20 protein-coding genes and 1 pseudogene are annotated in these 21,164 nt (G+C 36.0%); 7 read left to right on the top strand and 14 right to left on the bottom strand.

Features of this window, described 5'->3' with window-relative positions; genetic code table 11:
* Positions 1-105: 105 nt before the first annotated feature.
* The 4 genes from IC621_RS17510 to IC621_RS17525 all read right to left on the bottom strand — a co-directional run bounded on the left by IC621_RS17510 (position 106) and on the right by IC621_RS17525 (position 3,784).
* Positions 106-567 carry a RidA family protein gene (locus IC621_RS17510; protein WP_191159797.1) on the bottom strand — a complete coding sequence of 154 codons (462 nt, stop codon included), beginning with the start codon at positions 565-567 and terminating at the stop codon, positions 106-108.
* 23 nt (positions 568-590) lie between these two features.
* Complete coding sequence (locus tag IC621_RS17515; protein WP_191159799.1) at positions 591-1,784, bottom strand: M20 family metallopeptidase; 1,194 nt, start codon at positions 1,782-1,784, stop codon at positions 591-593.
* A gap of 13 nt (positions 1,785-1,797) precedes the next feature.
* On the bottom strand, positions 1,798-2,880 hold the full coding sequence (locus IC621_RS17520) for an alanine racemase (RefSeq protein ID WP_191159802.1): 1,083 nt from the start codon (positions 2,878-2,880) through the stop codon (positions 1,798-1,800).
* Positions 2,881-3,136: 256 nt separating this feature from the next.
* A complete protein-coding gene (locus IC621_RS17525; protein WP_318153079.1) occupies positions 3,137-3,784 on the bottom strand; it encodes a helix-turn-helix transcriptional regulator in 648 nt (215 codons plus the stop codon).
* A 218-nt stretch (positions 3,785-4,002) separates the two neighbouring features.
* Between IC621_RS17525 and IC621_RS17530 the strand changes: the two genes are divergently transcribed.
* Positions 4,003-4,332, top strand: coding sequence for a YckD family protein (locus tag IC621_RS17530; RefSeq protein ID WP_191159806.1), 330 nt, complete (start codon positions 4,003-4,005; stop codon positions 4,330-4,332).
* Between the two features lie 193 nt (positions 4,333-4,525).
* The gene (locus IC621_RS17535) at positions 4,526-5,053 is read left to right on the top strand and encodes a helix-turn-helix transcriptional regulator (protein WP_191159808.1); all 528 of its coding nucleotides are present in this window, start codon (positions 4,526-4,528) and stop codon (positions 5,051-5,053) included.
* Between the two features lie 95 nt (positions 5,054-5,148).
* Here IC621_RS17535 and IC621_RS17540 read toward each other — a convergent pair whose 3' ends face one another.
* Entirely contained in the window at positions 5,149-5,712 is a 564-nt protein-coding gene (locus tag IC621_RS17540) for a Uma2 family endonuclease (RefSeq protein ID WP_191159810.1), read from the bottom strand.
* Positions 5,713-6,043: 331 nt separating this feature from the next.
* Here IC621_RS17540 and IC621_RS26580 point away from each other — a divergent pair.
* Positions 6,044-6,178 (top strand): annotated as a pseudogene (locus IC621_RS26580) (hypothetical protein); the annotation flags it as partial.
* Between the two features lie 199 nt (positions 6,179-6,377).
* Here IC621_RS26580 and IC621_RS17545 read toward each other — a convergent pair.
* Positions 6,378-7,244, bottom strand: a complete 867-nt coding sequence (locus IC621_RS17545) for a glycerophosphodiester phosphodiesterase (RefSeq protein ID WP_191159812.1) — start codon at positions 7,242-7,244, stop codon at positions 6,378-6,380.
* 253 nt (positions 7,245-7,497) lie between these two features.
* The gene (locus IC621_RS17550; RefSeq protein WP_191159814.1) at positions 7,498-8,373 is read right to left on the bottom strand and encodes an endonuclease/exonuclease/phosphatase family protein; all 876 of its coding nucleotides are present in this window, start codon (positions 8,371-8,373) and stop codon (positions 7,498-7,500) included.
* 1,142 nt (positions 8,374-9,515) lie between these two features.
* Here IC621_RS17550 and IC621_RS17555 point away from each other — a divergent pair.
* Genes IC621_RS17555 through IC621_RS17565 form a run of 3 tightly spaced genes read left to right on the top strand, consistent with a single transcriptional unit; the run spans position 9,516 to position 11,789 of the window.
* A complete protein-coding gene (locus IC621_RS17555) occupies positions 9,516-10,073 on the top strand; it encodes a dTDP-4-dehydrorhamnose 3,5-epimerase family protein (protein ID WP_191159816.1) in 558 nt (185 codons plus the stop codon).
* 37 nt (positions 10,074-10,110) lie between these two features.
* On the top strand, positions 10,111-11,046 hold the full coding sequence (locus tag IC621_RS17560; RefSeq protein WP_191159818.1) for a Gfo/Idh/MocA family protein: 936 nt from the start codon (positions 10,111-10,113) through the stop codon (positions 11,044-11,046).
* Entirely contained in the window at positions 11,043-11,789 is a 747-nt protein-coding gene (locus tag IC621_RS17565; protein ID WP_191159820.1) for a glycosyltransferase family 2 protein, read from the top strand. The genes IC621_RS17560 and IC621_RS17565 overlap by 4 nt, the downstream gene beginning before the upstream one ends.
* Positions 11,790-12,444: 655 nt before the next feature.
* Here the strand turns inward: IC621_RS17565 and IC621_RS26885 are convergent.
* The 6 genes from IC621_RS26885 to IC621_RS17590 all read right to left on the bottom strand — a co-directional run bounded on the left by IC621_RS26885 (position 12,445) and on the right by IC621_RS17590 (position 19,217).
* Positions 12,445-12,567: a hypothetical protein gene (locus IC621_RS26885; protein ID WP_263575995.1), complete on the bottom strand. Its 123-nt coding sequence runs from the start codon at positions 12,565-12,567 to the stop codon at positions 12,445-12,447.
* Positions 12,568-12,736: 169 nt separating this feature from the next.
* Entirely contained in the window at positions 12,737-15,073 is a 2,337-nt protein-coding gene (locus tag IC621_RS17570; RefSeq protein WP_318153077.1) for an FAD-dependent oxidoreductase, read from the bottom strand.
* Positions 15,074-15,093: 20 nt separating this feature from the next.
* The gene (locus IC621_RS17575) at positions 15,094-15,924 is read right to left on the bottom strand and encodes a carbohydrate ABC transporter permease (protein WP_191159824.1); all 831 of its coding nucleotides are present in this window, start codon (positions 15,922-15,924) and stop codon (positions 15,094-15,096) included.
* Positions 15,924-16,790: a carbohydrate ABC transporter permease gene (locus tag IC621_RS17580; protein WP_191159826.1), complete on the bottom strand. Its 867-nt coding sequence runs from the start codon at positions 16,788-16,790 to the stop codon at positions 15,924-15,926. The genes IC621_RS17575 and IC621_RS17580 overlap by 1 nt, the downstream gene beginning before the upstream one ends.
* 69 nt (positions 16,791-16,859) lie before the next feature.
* On the bottom strand, positions 16,860-18,182 hold the full coding sequence (locus IC621_RS17585; protein ID WP_191159828.1) for an ABC transporter substrate-binding protein: 1,323 nt from the start codon (positions 18,180-18,182) through the stop codon (positions 16,860-16,862).
* A 15-nt stretch (positions 18,183-18,197) separates the two neighbouring features.
* On the bottom strand, positions 18,198-19,217 hold the full coding sequence (locus IC621_RS17590) for a LacI family DNA-binding transcriptional regulator (RefSeq protein ID WP_191159830.1): 1,020 nt from the start codon (positions 19,215-19,217) through the stop codon (positions 18,198-18,200).
* Positions 19,218-19,740: 523 nt separating this feature from the next.
* Between IC621_RS17590 and IC621_RS17595 the strand changes: the two genes are divergently transcribed.
* Positions 19,741-19,896, top strand: a complete 156-nt coding sequence (locus tag IC621_RS17595; RefSeq protein ID WP_191159831.1) for a hypothetical protein — start codon at positions 19,741-19,743, stop codon at positions 19,894-19,896.
* A gap of 224 nt (positions 19,897-20,120) precedes the next feature.
* Here IC621_RS17595 and IC621_RS17600 read toward each other — a convergent pair whose 3' ends face one another.
* Positions 20,121-20,579, bottom strand: a complete 459-nt coding sequence (locus IC621_RS17600; protein WP_191159833.1) for a YopX family protein — start codon at positions 20,577-20,579, stop codon at positions 20,121-20,123.
* Positions 20,580-21,164: the final 585 nt, after the last annotated feature.

Genomic DNA, 21,164 nt, shown 5'->3' on the forward strand with positions numbered 1-21,164 from the left:
CCTTTATTACGTTATAAAGTCAGAATAATCAGATATTTTAATTCAAATGATTCCTTTCTCAACCTAATGAATGAAAGATCGAAATTCATTAGGTTGAGCAGCCCCTCATTCTTCTACTTCTACAATAATCTCAATTTCTACGGGGGTATCAAAAGGTAATTCATTTGTTCCAATCGCTGAACGTGCATGTTTTCCTTTTTCACCGAAAACATCGATTAATAAATCTGAAGCTCCATTCATCACATAAGGTTGATCCTTAAACCCTTCCTCACTTTGTACAAATCCTAATAACTTCACAATTTTCTTTACTCTATCCAAACTTCCTAAATGCCATTTAAGCACTGATAAGCAATTGATTACACATTGACGAGCTGCTTTTTGGCCTTCCTCAATAGTTAAATCCTTACCGAGTTTGCCTTTTAAAATAAGTTCTCCGTTTACCCTGCAATCCTGTCCTGATGTATAAACTAAGTTACCTGTTTGATTTACTGGAATATATGAAAATTTAGGAGTATTAACTTCTTGTAAAACGATGTTTAATTCTTTTATTCTTGCTTCAATCGACATAGTATCCTCCCCAATAGACCATATTAGTTTTTCACAAGTCGATTATTTGATTTAAGTAATTGTAAAGCTAATTCAGCATAAACAATCGAGGCCTGTGTGACTTCCTTTAGCTCGACATATTCATCAACAACGTGGGCTTGTGATAAGGAACCTGGACCAAAAATGACTGTGGGTATACCTTTATAAACAGATAAAAAAGGCGCCTCACATGTTGCTTCGAATACCTTAACTTTCGCTTCTTCCTTTCGTAACTCTTTATTTACCTTTACTAGATTCCCGACAAGCAAATGGTCTTTCGATATGGAACTTGCGGGGAGAAATAAATATTCTTCCAGCTCAAAGTCCAATTCGTTCAAACTCGAATTAGTTCTCAAAGCATGTTTAATTTCACTCTCTACAGATTCTTTTGTATCGCCTGGTAATAATCGGCGGTCTATCTCGATGACACATTGCTTCGGAACGATATTAGGTGCTGTTCCACCTTTAATTTCAGTAATTGTTAAAGAACTATTTCCCAGCAGCGGATCCTCTTTTGCACTAATTTTCTTATCTAACTCAGCTAATACATGAATGATCTCAGCCATTTTAGTTATAGCATTATCCGCATCTTTTACATTCGCTGCATGTTGGGAAGTCCCTTTTGTATGAAGGCGGTAGCGGGCAACCCCTTTATGTGCAATACAAATATTTAACTCCGTCGGCTCGCCGATTATCGCGTAATCAGCGGTAATGTTCTCTTTTAGGAATTTCTTCATACCTAGATTTTCTCTTTCTTCATCAACATTTAGAAAAAGAATTAGTTCTCCTGTAAATGGGGTACCCATTCGTTTTAGTACAATCATTGCATAGATCATTGCAGCTACCCCGGATTTCATATCAGCTGCTCCTCGTCCAAATACCTTATTTTCACGAATAACACCTTCGAATGGGTCGACACTCCATCCAGCACCTGCAGGAACAACATCTAAATGGCCGTTATACAATAGGGTTGGACCAGGTTGATTCCCTTTTAATCTAGCAATAACATTTGGTCTTCCCTCTCCAGCCCATGATAGCTCAGTTTCAATTTCATTTTCCTCAAGGATCTGATGAATATATAATGCCGCAGCTTCTTCCGTTCTTAGTGGATTTTCACTGTTTTTAGCTATCAAACCGCATAGTATTTCAATTAATTCATCAGAATCAAAGTAAGAATACGTGATTTTAGTATTTGTCATTTGGCACACCCTTTTAATAATTTTTACCTCGTGCATCGATCGTTAATTCCCCTATATATTTACCGCTCCTATGTGTGTAAATGAAATCATTTAAATTAGGGATCACACAGCTATGATTTGGAATAATTTCGATTCGATCCCCTACATTAAAGGAGTCCTTCTCAGGATTATAGCGCAGGTAACCATGTTCTTCATTCAGCTTTGTAATCTTTACATCTGGTTTACCGACAACATAACCATAATTACTCCCTTCAACAGAGAGATCACTAGTTAATGTTTTACTGCCTGCATCAATCGTTGCATAACCAGGCAATGGTACGCTTACAACAGTTGAACATACCTTTAAAGCACAATCATCACTGGAATGAACTCCATGATAGATGGAATTCATATCTCCAAAAATGTAATTACCTGCCCTGCTTTCACTTATTCCTTTCAGTTGTTCAGCATAAAAGGAAGATAAAGTTGACCCTCCCGATGTGACAGACACATCGATTCCCCTCTTCCGAAGCATCTCTTTAGTATCAAGTAGAATATTGGCCTCTCGTAATGTTTCTCTTTTTACTTCTTCTTCTCCATTGAACCCATATATTTGGCCAACGTATGTAAACACACCAATCGTTTCAATCCCCGGTAATTTAGAAATATCTAACGCAAACTTCACTGCAGCTTCACCAGGCTGAACACCGCCTCTATGACTTCCGCCATCAATCTCAATTAACACTTCAATCTTTCTTCCTAATGCTTCACCAACCTTTGATATACCTTCAGCTGTAATATAACTGTCAACTGTCACACGAACTTGAACTTCCTCCGCTAATCTGCTAAGTCGTTGCAAATTCTCTGAGCCTAGTATTGGATAAGCAATTAAAATCTTATTAATGCCGGCCTCGGCCATAATTTCCGCCTCTGATAATTTTGCACATGTAATTCCTTTTGCCCCTGCCTGTAACTGTTTTTTAGCAAGTTCCACACTTTTATGTGTTTTTATATGCGGCCAGTGGTCAATTCCAGCCAATTTCAATCGGTTGGCCATTGCTTGAATGTTCTTATCAACCTTTTCTAAATCTACTAATACATAAGGGGTACTGTTCATACTATCACTCCTTGCTTTTTCATATGTTGCAAAATAGAATAGTTAATCATGATCATTCTAAAAAATTTTTTTGTATAAAAAAAAATATTCTTATTAATGTTTATTATAGGTCATTTCTTTTCATTGTCAATAATTTTCTAAAAAGTTAAAAAATTAGGTTTTTATATAAAATCGTCATTTATAAATAGAGAATCTGAAAATAATTGAGATAACAAAAAAGCCAATATTCAGTGAATATTGGCTTTGTCAAAGATATTTAAAAAGTTGTTTTCTTATTTTGTGATCGAATATCATCTAAGTAGTTGTATAACGTAAATTTAGAAATATCAAAAAAGGTACAAACCCTATCTCCAGCTTTTTTAATAAGGAATGCTCCTCTTTTATCTAAAAACTCTATCGCTTTTATCTTTTCTTCCTTTGACATATGGGACACAGGCTTGCCAATATCCTTTTGGCACTCTTTAAGTAAATAATCTAAAAGATCATTCACATCATTAACAAACACTTCTTTGATATCCTGATTCATGCTGTGCATTGTAATGGATTTAATTGTATTTTCGGCTACAATAAAGTCGGAAATATCCAAGTTTATGCATAAGGCTCCAATTGTCTCTTCTTTACTATTCTTCAAATAAACGGATGTAGATCTTAATATTTTGCCATCTTTTGTTTGGGTGATATAGTTGTACCTATCACCGTCTTTGACTGTTCCTCTTAGTACTTCCAGTCCTAAGTTGCTGCCGGGGTCCCCTATTTTCCTGCCTGTTATATGCCCGTTTTCAATGGCAACTATTGTACTTTCATAGCTTCCGGTTAAATCGTGCAAAACAACTTCACATTTATCACCAAATTGAGCAGCAATCCCTTTTATTAATGAGCCCAATAATCCAAATTCGTCTTTCACATTTTCCAACCAAACCACACCATTCTAAAAAAAAATTTTCGCACCAAAAAAATAGTTAGTTTCCTTCATTATACATCGCTTCCCTTTTAAGTCAACCGATAGAAAGATTGAAAAGCTGCAATACCTACTTAAAACACTTTTTCAATTTAAATCTTAATGTATTAAATTCATCATCTCACACACAATATACCTAACTATGTATAATGGAGTTGATGTTTTTGAGAGAATTTTGGTTAGGTTTGATCGCATCGATCACATTGTCAATAGGTGTCCTCGGCTTCATCCCATCAGCCGCAGGAGCTGAAAGTTTTACAGATGTAAAATTAACCGAAGAGCAGAAAAAAGAAATGTCCGCTTTACAAAAAGAAGTCATGGAGCAGAAAAAAGAAATTATCAACAAATATATTGAATATGGAGTATTCACAGAGGAAAAAGGCCAAAAAATTATTTCTCATTTAGAAAAGCACTATAACAAGTTAAAGCAGAACGGCTTTGTTCCAAAATTGGATAAAAAGCATAGTAAACATCACCATGAGCGAGATTCTTAAGAAACTAAAGGATTCAGAGAGAAAATTAAGAGGCTATACAAATGACGGGTAAACAAGTATATCAATATAGGCAGATAACATCCTTTAATCATCTGTGTCTATAAAATAAAGTTTGATCAAAATCCTGTATTCATTTAATCAGGATTTTTCTTTTTTGCGCTTGTTGAAGTTTTAAAACTCCAATCGTGTATTGTTGGATAACACGATTAAATATTTTTATTTACGGTTATGTGGAGAGTATGCTCCAAATATTGAATCATTGCTAGAAATGATGTATTCACAAGTTTTGGAGGAAAAGCCTGGTGCAGAGGAAGTTTGCAGCTATCTGCTCCGCGCACTTATTACGCTTATTTTACAAATTCCAAAGGAGAACTTCGTATTATCGAAATCTGAAGAATCAGTATTAGTAAATGATATTAAATTTCACATTGATGAGCATTATCAGGAAGATATTACTTTAAATTTCCTTTCTCAACGATTTCACATTAGTTCATATTATTTAGTCCATGTTTTCAAGAAATCTACTGGCTTTTCACCCATTCAATATATGATTCGGCGTCGAATTGGGGAAGCACAGTCATTACTTATTAATACAAACGATAGTATTACAAAGATTGCTGGTATGGTTGGTTATGATAATACTAGCTATTTTACGAAACTTTTTTCTAAAACAGTCGGAATGTCTCCAAATAAATATCGACAGTTGTGGATTAAAAATTAGTACTCTTTACGTAACCGCCTGAAAAAAGATGAAAGCCGATTTAAGTATCGGCCTTTAATTAACTTTCCTAATGTACTGTATTCTCAAACTATGCATTAAGCGAAAATTTTTTCAACATCAACTATAAATTTTGTTAGTATTGTTGAATGAATGCATCCTTTATCTTTTGCAATATCATGTAGTCGGTATTTTTTATGGTCATCAAGGGTATACACTTGGACTGTATTTAGTATAGGATTTACAATCCAATACTCTTTTACGCCATATTGCATGTACAGATTGAGTTTAAAAACCAAGTCATGGGATTGATTTGAAGGGCTGACAATCTCAATAATTATAGTAGGAACCCCAACATATTTTTCCTCATTTAACCCACTTTTGTCACATATCACTGACAAATCAGGTATCACAATCTTTGTGCCATCCATTTTCTCATGTGTCAATTCAACATCAAAAGGTGCATGAAACACTTCACATTCAGAACCATCTAACAATTGAAAAAGCTGGGCATGTAGACGTCCAGAAATTCTTTGATGCTTTGTAGATGGAGAAGGAGACATAAAAATTACTCCATCTATATATTCAATTATTTGATCAGAATTCTCTCTTAGCTTATAAAATTCGTCCACTGACAGGTTTCTTTTCTCTGGTAGACTCAATATTCTCACCCTTTCATCATAAAGAGTATGCCTTATGGTAATTATAGTACATTCAATAATCAAATACACTGTTGAGTCTATTACGAAAATGGGATTTAGTCCCACTACCCATGCAAACACCGCTAATAGTTACTGGTAATCCATAGCAAAAACAAGATTGTGAAAGTTTTTATTTTAATATATGAAAAAGCTGCTTAAATTAAACAATTTTGTGAAAGCGTTTAATTTTAGAGGAATTTATAATGAAAGTATAAGATTTGGAGGTGTTTCAAAATGAGATTAAAATTTCAGGATCCCCTTGTTGCTGGGGCGTTGATGATCCAAAAAACCCTTTTTTGTTTTCGTTGGTTTCGTTTACACGTTTATGCCAGAAACAAATGGCCGTACACTGGAAGAATTGGAAGAGCATTTTCGGACACAATTTGATAAAGGTAACGCGAATAAATCAATTGTTAAGGCCCAATAAAAATAACAATCTTTTTTCAAACACGTTCTTTTCTTATGTCCAGTTATTAATTTATTAGTATCAATTTGATCAACTTAATTTTAAACATCTCTACCTCATCTGAACATTTAGATGAGGTAGATTTACTGGGGGACTTTTTGAAATAAATATCCCACTCATTCTTATTCCTTGCTTGGTTTCCTCTTCCTTATCTTAAAGCCTACTTTCCTTTCTTGACCTCATGAAGCCTGTCTGGAAAGTTCGTAAACATTCCTGTCACGCCCCAGTCAATCAGCTGATTCATTCTTTCCTTTTCGTTAACTGTATATGGGTGTATTTCGAGCCCGCTGTTTACTACTTTTTGTACATACTCTTTGTTCAAATATGTATGGTTTGGGCCAACTCCAATGGCATATTCTTTTATCGCTGCAATTTCAGCATCAGTAATAACTGCATTGGATTTATAAGAAAGCAATTGTACTAGGTTAATAGATGGATCTAGTTCGTGCATCGTTTTTAGGCTGAGAGAACTGAAAGACTGAACAAGGAGGGTTTTTTTGTTAATATCGTATTTATTCACTAGACGCAAAAGTTCTTTTTCCATACCTGGATAAACTTCTGGTGATTTTGTTTCAATATAATATCTTTTATTCTTTCCAAACTTTTTAAAAACCTCTTCAAGAGTTGGCACTTTTAACCCTTCATATTTAGGTTTTGCATATTCCGGGTATGCTTCATTAAACCAGCTGCCTGCGTCCAACTGCTTGATTTCTTCTAGAGTATAATCTTTTACTAGGCCTGTACCGTTTGTCGTCCGATCAACTTTTTCATCGTGCATAGCGATTAATTTGCCGTCCTTTGTCATCTGCAAATCGATTTCAATATAGTCACCATGCATCTTCTCACCCATTTTGTAGGCTTTAATTGTATGTTCTGGAGCATGACCAGAAGCGCCGCGGTGTGAAACATTGACAATATCCTTATGTTTTTCCTTTGCCATTGCAGTTGCTCCGCCGCCTGCCGAAATACTAGCTCCAATTACAAGAGCCGCAATCACTGACAACCATTTTCTTTTCACTTTGCACATCTCCCATCTCTAAATAATTTACGTTTCAAGAATATCAGTAGATTATTAATTTCCTTTTACACAAAGGTAAAGACTGCTAACATGCTAGATTACAAGTTGGTAAAAATGATAGGAGTTGCCATGTGAAGATATATGAATGCTCACGCTAATGTGTTCAAAAATAAACAATCCTTGTTTACAATTCAACTATTATAATCATAAAAAAGACCTTACCGATTTTTCCGATAAGATCTAAATCACAACCACGCTTTACTTATTTCTTTTTACGATCCAATACGATCTTTGCAGTGATCGGAAGATGATCGGAAGCTAAAGTGTCAATCACTTCGGTATTTACTGTTTCAATATCATCAGATGTGAAAATGTAATCGATTCTCTTTGCAGGGTTTTCTGCAGGATACGTGTTGCTATTTGACGTTTGTCCTGCAAATACATCAAGATAATGAGAGTTCATAGGCTTCATTTCGTTGCTTTCCGGAGTAGCGTTTAAATCTCCTACAATCACTTTTGGTCCTTTTGATTGGCTTGCTATATCAATAACCTCGTTGATTTGGATTTCTCGTTCAGCAGAAGTCAACGCAAGATGAGTGTTATAAAAATGCAGGTGATTTCCTTTTACATTGATTGTTGCTTCGAGTAGTCCGCGCTGCTCAGTATTTCCAATTTTCGTTAGAAAATGATTTTCAGAAGCTATGATTGGATATTTGCTTAAAATGGCTGTGCCATATTGACGACGGGGTTCTCCATCATTCACTGGTTCACGGTCAAGGTTTGCCGCATATGTATAAAACATTCCAAGACGTTTTGCCAGCCATTTTGCCTGATCTTGAAAATCGCTGCGTTCAGACCAATGGTTGTCCACCTCCTGCAAACCGACAATAGCCGTATTCGAATCTTCAATAATTTTGGCAATTCGTTCAAGATCTAAAACACCGTCGACTCCTTCAGCGTGATGAATGTTAAAAGACATGACCTTTACGTTAACCGATTTACCTCTACCAACATTGCTTTCTTTGGCAAAGGAGCTGTTTCCTAAACCTGAGAGCGACATAATCAAAAATGTAATCGTTAATACGAATAAAACCTTTCTTATCCCTACTTTTCTTCCTATTCTCTTTTTATTTTCCATTACAAGTTTCTCCTCCTATCATTTATTTCTATAAAATGTTATCAAATGATTTAGTAGCCACTATTTCTTTTATGTAAAAAAGTAGTTTAGGTTATGTTATTTTTTTATTAATTCTAGCCATTTAACTTATGTATAAATTCCTGTTGGCCATTCTCTTATAAAAAATTTTTAATATCAATCTATTGAAAGACACATGATTTAGTACTCCTAATGTTCATATTTCTTAGTTTTTTCCACCCTTTATAACTAGTTAATAAAAAATAGCCCTAAACTCGAAGTACAAGAGAAGGGCTGGTGTTATTTTTCCTTATTATTGCTTAATTTTGTAAGAGGGCTTTAGACCGCCTTTAAGCGAGGGATGAAAGTGAGGTCAGATATGGAGTAGCTTTTGCTCCCTATATGCCACACTATTTGCTATGTTATTTTATACATCAAAAGTGAATAAGCGTTGATATAAAGGTAACAAAAAGACCAAATCTATATGTAATTTGGTCGGTTAATTAGTATATATTTATGATGTTTTTCCACACACTAAAATGGAAATATACGGTTTATCAAAAATTCACAAAACACCTTAGATTCCCTCCCTAAAACGGTATGCAAAGCAATAGATAAATAAAATTTTTCAATATATTTATATAAGTCAGATTAAAATTAAGTAATGAAAAATGCTTGTTCTACAATAAATATATTATATGTAGTATGATTTTTGACCGTATTCATCGTAAATAACGAAACAAAAACAGCCTATTTTCTAACTTTGTTTACCCATTATATTGAGTAAGTAATTATAGTTTTCAACGTAAACAACGATAGGACTTTACTTGGAGGGGTGGGTATGATAGGCTGCATGCCAGATGAAACAACGGCTTCATCCTTTCAAGACCAATCATGCCCACAGAGGCTCCAAGTCAAGTCCTTAAACGCTTTTCTATGGTTACATGTAAACAATGATAAAAGGTGCACCATATCAATGATTTGAAACGGATACTATATATAAGGGCCAATTGTAGGAATAACAGAGATTGAATAGGATGTACCCATAAAATCAAGAAATTTTATAGTTCTACTTATGAAATAAGTTATCTCCAAACTAAATCAAAATCATCTATTCAACAATAAAAAAGAGAAAGGATGTATTTATGGACGAAACAAATGCAGAAAGCCTGCCTCATGGTGTACAAAGGTTGCCCCTAAAGAGAATAAAGGATACTCGAGGATCATTAATGGAGACTTACCGTGCTGAATGGTTGGCCTATGCTCCACCAGTTGTACAGTGGAATGTGAATATTAGCTATCCAGGTACACTTCGTGGCTTCCATGTTCATTGGAAACATCATGATTTTCTTTGCGCCTTATCAGGAAGGCTTCACATTGGATTGCAAGATATGCGTCCTTGGTCTCCCACTTATGAATTGGCAGCTTTGACAATCCTTGATGCTGGTGAACCTGCACTCGTATATATCCCACCAGGAGTTGGGCATGGATTCTGGTTTGATAAAGAAACAACACATATATATGGTGTCACTCATTACTGGAATACTCATGACGAGTTAGCCTGTCGCTGGGATGATAGGAATATCAAAGTTCCTTGGCCTTGTAGAGAGCCTAAATTACTGTCTGAAAAGGATCAAAAAGCAGGGACATTCGACCAAATGCAGGCTAGTTTACTAAAGCATCTTTTACCTCCGATAGAATAAGTAAGTTAAATTATTTACAAATCAGGGAGGAACATTAATGAATAAGTATTCTTATTCCAGCCTGCACCTCGGGTTAGTAGGGTGTGGAAACTGGGGACGGCACATTTTGCACGATCTGAAGCAATTAGGAGTCAAAACAAGTGTAGTTGCACGCTCTGAAACAAGTCGGGCCAATGCGCTCTCTTACGGGGCTGATCATCTTGTAGACACCATCGAAGCTTTGGATGAGACCATTAGCGGTTACGTAATTGCGAGCATTGCCAGTGCCCATATAGAGAATATCCGTGCCTTACTGCCGCGTCAGCGCCCCATATTTGTAGAAAAACCCTTAGGGACGAAATTAGATGAAGCAGAAATGCTCGCGTTAGAATCGAAAGGGTTGGTTTTTGTCATGCATAAGTGGCGTTATCATCCAGGTATTGATGCACTTGCAAAATTAGTTCAATCAGAGGAATTTGGTAAAATAAAGGGCCTGCGTCTTCAACGAACAAATTGGGGAAGACAGCATGAGGATGTCGATTGTTGTCTCCATCTTCTCCCCCATGATCTGTCCATAACCTTGCATATTTTAGGATACCTGCCCCCTGTAGAAACTGTTATCCGGAATCCGTTGGGAAATAACCACTTTGGCTTTTTTGCAACTCTGTTTGATCGAGATAGAGACATTTATAGTACTTATGATGTCAATAACATCGCTCCCGGAAATGTACGTTCTGTAGCGGTGGGATTTGAGAAAGGTGTGGCAGCCTTAACCGACAGCTACGCTGAGGGGATCACTGTTTGCCAATATGGTACAAAAAATCCACCTGAAACCCGTTTGATTTCAAAGGAGATGCCCTTGCTGCAGCAACTCCGATCCTTTTTAGATTATCTATGTGGCGATCTCCCTCCACTGAGTTCCCTTGAGGACGAACTACTGATTCTCCGACGTATAACTGCGGTGCGAAATGAACTTTATGGGGGAAAGGTATGATGGATCCAATGTTTACAATTCTGGTGCCAACATATAACCATGGCAGCCTGCTTCGTTATGCGCTTGCCAGCATACTTCAACAATCCTGTCAGAATTTTGAGGTCTTTATCATCTGTGACGGCGCTATGGACGAGGGTGTTGAAATCGCCTGGCAATATGCTCGAAAAGACCCGCGATTCCGTGTATTAGATCGACCTAAAGGTACACGCCACGGAGAGGCTTATCGACATGAGGCATTGCAAACTGCAAAAGGAAAGTTTGTATGTTATCTGTCTGATGATGATTTGTGGTTTCCAGATCATTTACAACACATGGAGGAAGCTTTATTAAAAGCTGATTTTGTACACAGCCGCTATGTTGCCGTTTTGCAAAAGGAGAAGATGGTGGCCATTCACGAATCGCTGGAGGACACCGAGATTCGGGATCGAATGCTGAAGGAGCGATATAATATTTTTGGTCCTACGATTGCTGGACACCGCCTAGATACCTACCGCCGTCTTCCTGAAGGATGGAGCCCTGGTCCAGAGAATGTATGGAGTGATCTTAATATGTGGCGAAAATTTCTGAAACTAGAAAAAATAACTTTCCACGCTATACTAGCTGTAACCGCTCTTATTCTACCCTCAAATTTCAGAACAACCATGTCATTAAAGGAAAGAGAAGCAGAAACAGCTTTTTGGGCAAAAAGAATCAGTTGCCTTTCTTTTCGCACCACTATCCAAGATACTTTCTTTATGCTTTAATTCTAAATTCCTGTTTTTAATTTTTCTCAGTAGAACTATTATAAAACAAAATCTTGACATGGTAGACCAAATCGTTCTCAATACTAGTGTACACCTTACTTCATTTTTGTTTTTAAAATTGCAGTTCCGTAGTTATCCATTGCTTTCTCATACGCTCTCATTGTATTAGCGATGAATTCAACTATTTTTCTCATTCCGCTTTCCCCCCTTGTGAATTGTTGCTCTAATTATGTCATGTTTGGTATTACTTAAGCAAAGTTACTGAAAACGGAAACAACTCCTATAAAAGCGAAAACAAAGAACTTGAAAGCGTATAAAATATTGTATTTCCTCAATATTACGCCTTTTTCCTCTGTTTTTCATTTAATTTTAAGTTTAGATAAGATCGTACCTTCTGGAATCTATAAAATTTTAAGGTATAAACATTATAAACTTTTAAAGAGTCTGATAAATATGCTATGTCTATATCACTTATTGATATACCTCTAATAGTCGAACCAAATTTAAACCGCGGATATTTTTGATATTCAGATTTTTATTTTGCTAAATCACTAATTTGAAAAGAATGTTTTTCAATTTCACTTATTTCTTTAACAAAATAGTTTGAATTTAGTTCACCCTACAAATAAAGGATTCATTTTTTTCCATGTTCGACTCATATAAACATATCCATTAGACATTCCAATTGTTGAATGGTATATCCATCTTCTTTCATCTTTATCACTTCTAATTTAAGTTCTACTGAATAAGTTTTGAATACTTGTCTTTTTGTTGCCATCAAAATCACCCCTTAAAGCAATTTTGCCCGAATAAGGGTTTATTCCTGCCTTAAGGGGAGCGAGGTCAGACCCCCCTATAAAGAAATCTATCTGTATCAAGGAGATGTTAGAAATAGTCCTTTGATAGAAACTATCCCCCACATTAAATTAGCAAGATACCTACTACATTCAATAGCATCTAATTTCATATACTGCCGCCGAAGGATCTCCATTTGTGGCATGAATCGTTAATCTTAAACGATCTGTATGAACGGTCGAATTCAATTTATGTTTGCGTTGACGTTGATAGTTATCGTTCACTTGGAGAATCTCTTTCCACTCTCCGTTGACCCATGCACTTATACTATAATCCTTTGCACATTGCGGGTCGCGATAAAATGACTCGTAGGCGTGATACTCACGCAAGATATTACCTGGGAACGTTAATTCAACTTGCGAAATAGACATGACCTCATCCCAGGACAATTCTATCCAAGGAGCATCTGGAGACTTTTCATCTGATCTCCATAAATTTGTAGAACGATATGGCCTTGTAAAGCCACTAAGAATATTTTCTGCTGAAAAGCATCTTTGTGCAGGCTCTACTTTATAACTCATCGAAATACCATGATCATATCGTCTCATCCGATTCCCAATATCGAAAGCACACACATGACCAGGTTCAATTTTTCCTGCTCTATGCCACTCTACATTTTCATTCTCCAAAAGATCTAGTCGAATATATCCACTTTTAGGTAACCCATTTGAGGTATTGAGTTGTACTGACCAAGAGATCCATTTATTTTCACCAGGCGTCACCTCTAAAGTTGTGTCAGCTAATTCTTCACTACCATCTACTGAATAATCCCAAATATCTTCTACCGTAACAACCTTTGCTTGAACATGTTGTATTTCATCAGAATGGTTCGTTAAGCAAACCGATAAAGTTTTGATTTTATCATTACCTACAGCAATCCACTGGCCTCGACGTTGCATTAGTTTATCTGTTTTTGACGTTTGATGTTGTGTTTTCCAAAACCTCAGTCCTTCGTGTACTCCTTGTGTGTTCGGACCAACACCAACACATTTTGCTTCACTACTTGCGGTCACTTTTGCTTTTCTTGCTATGTCGTTTTCGTCTTCATTCTTATTGTTTAGTAAAAAACAGCCGTCTCTAAGTAATTTTTGTTTTACTGTATCGATATAGTTGTCAGCTACTTCAGGTAATTTTAAATCTAGATTAACTGACACTGCAGCTGCCGTCCCTACACCTTGACCCATTATTGCAGTTGTACCCATAACCCTTACAGTTCCTAAAGCTGCATGTGTGGCACTTACGTTTCTTCCTGCCATCATTAAATTGTCAATGTCTTTTGAGATCATCATATTCAAAGGGATACCGTATGGGCCGCAAAGTGTCGCTCTTTGGAATTCACTTACCACTTTGTATCCTTCCATTGCAGCAGGTTCACTTGAAGATGCAAGCAAACCTCCAGGTGCGTGTAAGTCAACATTCCATCCTCCAAATGCGACCTCATCTTCAAATACTTTTTTATTAAGAGGATCGTGCTCAGTCATTAGGTACCTGCCCATAATTCTACGACTCTCTCTTTTTCCTGGTACTTGACCGATCCATTCAAGAGCATAGTTTTTTGCAATTTCCTTTAATTCGGGATCTTTATTTTTAATCCAATCCCAAACCCCCAGAGTGTGTCGTGTTAATTCATGTCGGATATCTTCATTTTCATAGATTGTGTCCCACGGAATGCCAATTTCCAGCCACCAGTATCCGCCACGATAGCGGTCGTTTTCTTTATGACCAGTATGTTCTAATGGCCTTCCCTGTTTATAGAAAAAACTAGCATCTTCGTAATTTTTTATCCAGCTCGGGGCTTTATATGGAACAGGCCGGCCCATATCAACTGCTTTAAAATGTATAGAGCTTCCCATTACATTTTCACTTGCTTTTTCAGGAGCGTGAGGTTCATTAAACTCTTCATGAGCTTCCTCTCCAAACCGCCATTCACAACCCGATCTGTCTGCCACGATACCGTCACCTGTACAATCGATAAAAACTTTTCCTTTAATAGTTAGTTCGACTTCAGCGTTAAGAACATGGCAGACAACACTCTCGATTGTACGATTGTCTGCTTTATTCACTCCTTGCACAGTAGTATTCAAAAAAACTTCCAAATTTGAAGTTCTAATAGCCATATCATACATCGTCATATCCCATACACTATTGGTCCAACCGTTTTCATTTATTTCCTCGTGGTTTCTCGCTCTTTCTTCAATTAGCAACTCAGAAATAATCCCTGTTTCTCTTGCGTACGCATGAAAGGCTGCTGAACCATGTGTTGTCACTCTAACCTCGGAAGAACTATTACCACCAAACACAGGGCGGTCCTGAATAATTGCCGTCTTCGCTCCATTTCTCGCTGCTGATACAGCTGCACAAAATCCTGCTAATCCTCCACCACATACAACAACATCAAATGTTTCGTTTCTCGTTTTCAAAACATACACCTCATTTAAATTTTAGTTAATTACCCTTTTACGGCACCATCTGTTAAACCTCTCACAAAATACTTTTGTAACATAAAGAAGAGTAAAATAATTGGAACAACAGCAATCACAGATGCACTAATGACTAATCCCCAAGGAACTAATGAGGAAGTGGTTTGGAAAGATGCTATCCCTATTGGTAGCGTTTTCATATGTTCCTTTGTTAAAATAAGAGATGGCCACATGAAATCACCCCAAACCCACATGAACTTAAGAACAGCAATCGTACAAAGCGTCGGTAATGCGTTCGGAATAATAATTTTAAACAAGGAACGAATTCTTCCACATCCGTCCATAAACGCAGCTTCCTCAAGTTCATACGGTAACGCTAAAAAAGCTTGCCTTAGTAAGAAAACACCAAAAGGACTAACTAAATCAGGTAATATTACTGCAATGAAATTATTCTGTAATCCTAGAGGTGCCAACATCAAGTACAATGGAACAACCAATACTTGGACAGGAATAATAAGCGTAGCAATCACTACAAAAAATAAGAGTTTTTTACCCTTAAATTCGAGTCGTGCTAATGCGTAAGCTATTAATGGACAAAAGACTAAATTGCCTATTACTGCAATTATTGCGATTATAAAACTATTAATAAACCAACGAGATATTGGATATTTTTCAAATACCTCCTTAAAGTTTTCTAGATATAACCAACTTTCAGGGAAGAAATGAAAGCTAGATATAATTTGACTAAGCGGCTCAAATGAACTTTTAAACATAATGTAAAAAGGAAATAACGCAAAAAGCGCGATTGGGATTAATATTACATATGAAATAAAACCCGATGAGTTTTTATACCTATTCACTATCTTTTATCCTCCCTTCCCATAAAGTAATACTGGCCATATACAAGACCAAAGACTATGATAAACAGAATACCGGATGCTGCTGTTGCGAGACCATAAGATGTAAAGATTTTTTGATACATGTAGACAACTAAAGTCATTGTTGCGTTTCCTGGTCCCCCCTTAGTCATGACCCATATCTGATCGAAAATTTTAAATGAATTGATAAGTAGTAATACTACAACAAAAAATGTAGTTGGACGAAGCAAAGGAAGAGTAAGATGTATAAATTTTTGCCAAGTTCCTGCTCCATCTATTTCCATTCCTTCATATAATTCTTGAGGTATTTGTTGCAGCCCTGTCACATAGATAATTGCGTACAAACCGAAGCTTTGCCAAATACTAACCAAAATAATTGCTGGCATCGCTAAATCGGAGTCAAAAAGCCATTGTTGACCTTGAATCCCAAATGTATTCAGAAATGCGTTGATGAAACCATGAGGTGAATAAAGCAAAGTCCATATAATTCCGGTTATAGCCATTGGGATAACAAGAGGTGTAAGCAGTATGGTTCGAATTACACGAACACCTCTTAAAGGTTTATGAACAATTAAAGCTGTTCCTAATGACAAAATTAAGCTGCCAAAGACATAAAAAAGTGAGAAGTACAGTGTATTCCACAAAGTTGTTTTAAAAACGCTGTCTTCAAGTAATAAAAACTTATAATTAGATAATCCAATAAACGTTTTATCCCCTAGTAGATTCCAATTAAAAAAACTTATTACAAAAGCATAGAACATTGGAAAAATGAAAAAACCGCCTAAAAAAATAATTCCTGGTAATGAGAGGGTCCAACCTAGTAAATTATGATTTTTGTTTGTTAACAAGAATCTTCCTTCCCCCTTTTTTATGAGAATTTTGTAGATATGATAGGATAACCCATCATATCTGCAAGATTAATAGTTGATGGCATGATTAACTTGAACATCAATATTTTCTAAAGATTCTTCAATAGATGTTTCACCGGTTATAGCAGGAATGAGGTGAGAAGGCTGAGCAGCCCACCTCTCTGTGTATCCTTGTCTAGATTGAATGAATAATTCCGCAGAATCAGCATTTATATTATTATCAAGCTGCTGGTTAAGAGCTTCCCATACTTCAGGCTGCTTACTCGTAAATTCCTCAATTTCTGCTTTTACTTCTGAATCTACTTTTTCAAGGTTAAATGGAGAGATATAATGTGCACTTTCCATAAATACTCTTGTTCTTTCCGGTGATGCAAGCCACCTTACAAATTCTCCAGCAGCTTCAATCTTGTCAGATCTTGAGTTTACAGCAACCCCATGTCCACCAAAGTGACCTGCAGCTGATTCAGGCCCTTTCGGCATAGGTGCCATCCCCCATTTATCTGCCATATTGGAATCGTTATACCAATCTTGCTGGTCAGCTGTAGGCTGTGTAAAGTAGAACATCGCCACTTCGCCATTAGCGAAACCGTTTACAGCGCTAAGCCCCGGAATTGCAAGGTTTTCCTCATAAAATCTTTTCATAAAAGATAATGCTTCCTGACCTTCTGGAGAATTCAACACAGATTCTCCGTCTTTAATATACTGTCCCCCTGCAGCTGCAAACATGGATCCCCATGAAAGATTCATCGCATTTCGATGTTCATCCATGCCATTGATCTGTAGTCCCATAACCCCAGGTTTTCCATTATCCATAGTTGCTTCTGAAATAGTTTTAGCGGTATGATACAACTCATCCCAAGTTGCAGGCGGTCCTTCAAAGCCATATTTACTTAATATATCTTTTCTGTAAAATAACATATTCATTTCATACCCTAGAGGAAATGCCATGATTTGGCCGTTTTCTTTATATCCTTCAATTAGTGGATTAAAAGTTTCGATCTCTTTTTGGGAGAATCCTAAGACTTCTGCGGGCACTAATACATTTGCTTGAGTATATTCTTCATCCAATGATCCTAAATAAAAAACATCTGGTCCAGTACCTGAGGTAATCGCAGTCTTTATTTGTTCCCGACCATCCGACCATCCTAACATGGTTAGTTCGACTTCAACTGAGTGATGTGACGCATTAAATTCTGATACTAGCGATTCAAATTCTTCTGGCTCAATAAATGGTAAAAGCCAAACTTTAATCTTTGTTTTTCCGTTCTCACCTCCAGTTTCCGCATCACTTGAGCACCCCGCAGTCAAAATTATCATGAAGATCATTGTTACACCCAACAACAAGTTTTTGGAGAAATTAGCATATTTCATTTGCTCCTCCTATATTTAAGAATGTAGTTGATTGCCGCCAGTAGACTTTCTAATAATTAATTTCGTATCCAGTTCAACCTCTTCTTTTTTAACATGATCAGAAGACACCATGTTCATTAGCATTTCTGCAGCCTGAATACCAATTTTCTTTCTCGGTAAATCAACAGTCGTTAAATTGATCCAATGCAAACTAGAAATCTCTAGATTTTCAAAACCTACGACTGAAATATTCTCTGGAACTTTATAGTTGTTTTTCACCAACCACTCTAAGGCGCCAATAGCTAATAGATCATTTGCTGTAAAAATTGCAGTAATATTCGACTTTTTATTTAATAGTTGCTTAACACCCGTTCCACCATGTTCTATTCCAGTTCCAGAAATGATAATGTTGTCATCTGTATAGTTAATGTTGTGGTTTTCCAAACAATCTAAAAAACCTTTTAACCTATCTTCTTCTTCTGATACATCCTTTGACATACCTATAAAACCAATATTCACATGACCTAGTTTTATAAGATATTCAACTGCTCTATAAGCAGCTTTATAGTGATTCACGTCGATTGAAGATACATTTAAATGTTGTTCATTTTCCCTTAATTTCCTTAAGAATACAATTGGAATTTCTAATTGTTCAATTAGCCTTAAAAGTTCTTCATCCAATTTACCAGGCTTCATAATTAACCCATCTATTTTTCTTTCTAATAAACTAGATAAAAACCGTTTCTCCTTTTCAAGATTTAAAAATGTATTTCCATAGATAACTTGGTAGCCGCTTTTTGAAGAAACTTCTTCTACACCCAAAGCTACTTCAGAAAAGAAAGGGTCTGTAATATCAGAAAGCATAAGTCCTATTATATTTGACTTCTTTTGAATTAAACTTCTCGCATTTGCATTCGGCGAATAATTTAATCGTTTCATCTCCTCTAATATTTTTTCTTTTGTTTCTTTTTTAATATCAGGTTTATCATTTAATGCTCTTGATACGGTTGAGACGGACAATCCCAGTTCTTTTGCTATATCTTTTATTGTTTTCATTACTTCCCTCCTTAACATTAACTTTTTCGGAAACGTTACCGGTAACGTTTCTGATATCGCTTACAATAATTAATATAAATGAAAATTCAGACTATTGCAAGTTTTTTAGTTTGAATATTTAGATACCAGAATTTACATATATATCCATATAATTAGCGAGTAATTTTAGCTTCGCTGGTACTATCCCTTTGATTCATCAAAAATAAGAAACCATTATTTATTTCTAAAAATTTTAAATTTTCTGTTAATAAATATTACACATGGGTTGGCGAACACAATTGATTGAATCATAATTATAAATGTGGAATCTACTAAAAAATTTTTAGAGAGGAGATAAGATATGAGTAAAATTACATTGAAAATAGCAAAAGATTATATGTGAAAATTGTTCAATATTAATGCGCCTGAAAAGTAAATTTTATTAGTATACTCCATTCCCTTACTTGTCCCTGAAAGCATATAAAAAATGTTATATTGTTTCTAAAAAATTATCTATAAATATATGGAAAAGGAGGAGATTTTTTTGTGGATCATCACTACCTATTCAAAGGGAAACACTACGATGTTTGAATTTGACACAGAAACAGAAGCAAGAGAAGCTTTTGAGAATATTCAAGGATGCAGGATTATTACCGAAGTTGTTTACTTTAATGATCCTTGTTTCGCTCTAACAGATTAAAAAGTAGAGGATGAATCAACAGGGTAAAAAACACCGTTTTGATTCATCCCCTGAAAGGACCTGTCATGAAAATCCAGTAAAATTAAGGGTTCCGTGACGGTCCTTTTTTATAAAGTTCATGTTTATGAGTGGTTCAGAACAATCGTATTTGAATATAGTTTGAAAAATTGAAATGTTCCGTCAAAAGAGTCGACAATGAGCTCCTATTATTGAGAGTGTTAAGATTACATCACTGTTTGTTCTTTAAGGAAAGAAGCAGCTTGTCCATTAAGCAGCTCAGGATTTTTATGGACGGTTCCGATTACTTCCATTCGGCTTATTTCGTGGAAAGTGAAATGCTTATCTTCATGAAGGCTTTGAATGACAAACTCTGATTTGAATCCTTTTGTTTGGTGAACGACGATTCCGATTTCCTCTTCATCCAGTTCGACGTGATAATTATTCGAATCGGATTGGAACCCGTCCCAACTTGGAATATACATTTGTTTAAAACCTTTTAAAATATCTCCCTCGTAAATTTCGTTCCCCTTTTGGTCTGTTATCCCGATAAATTGCATTTTTATGTAATTATGATCATTCCAGACTGCTTGTCCAATCTCCATACTTGCTGCATCCTCCAGCATTCCTGGAGTGCCACTGTACATTCCATTTGTGTCCCAAATTCTAAATTTATTCTTTTTCATGATCCATGCCCCCTTTGTCCCCATGTTATAAACGATTTCCATGTATAACCCATTTTAACATTAGCATGAGAGACCTGTCACTAGCCGAAAATTGTCGAATGAATCGACAAAAACCTAGTTGCGGATGCTGATAAATCCTCCTAAATACCTTCAAAACTATCTTCGATAATCTGGACCTTTTCTACAATATGGATAATCAAAACCACCAGTGTGATAGATAACGGGTTTACTTGTGAGGTGCAAAACGGCAAATCACAAACCTAATCACATAGCAAAACTCATAAATTTTACAACACAATAAAAAAGCTTAGAGATGCAAATATCTCTAAGCCTTTTTTAAATTTTCACTTTTTTAAGTTGTACAAGTTAATTAACCGCTAAAGCGAGTTTGATAAATAAGCGGAGAAATTTCTCTTATTTATCTAATAGCACTGAAAATAGCCAAAATAGACGGAAAGATTCCGACTATTGACTCGAAAAAAGTGAAAATGGGTACATTTGCTTTGCTTAATCGGAAAACTTCCGCTTATATACACCTAACTGAGCTCTATTCTACAGTTTAACCGGAAAATCTCCGCTTATTTT

The sequence above is a fragment of the Metabacillus arenae genome, assembly GCF_014773385.1.
Taxonomy (GTDB): domain Bacteria; phylum Bacillota; class Bacilli; order Bacillales; family Bacillaceae; genus Metabacillus_D; species Metabacillus_D arenae.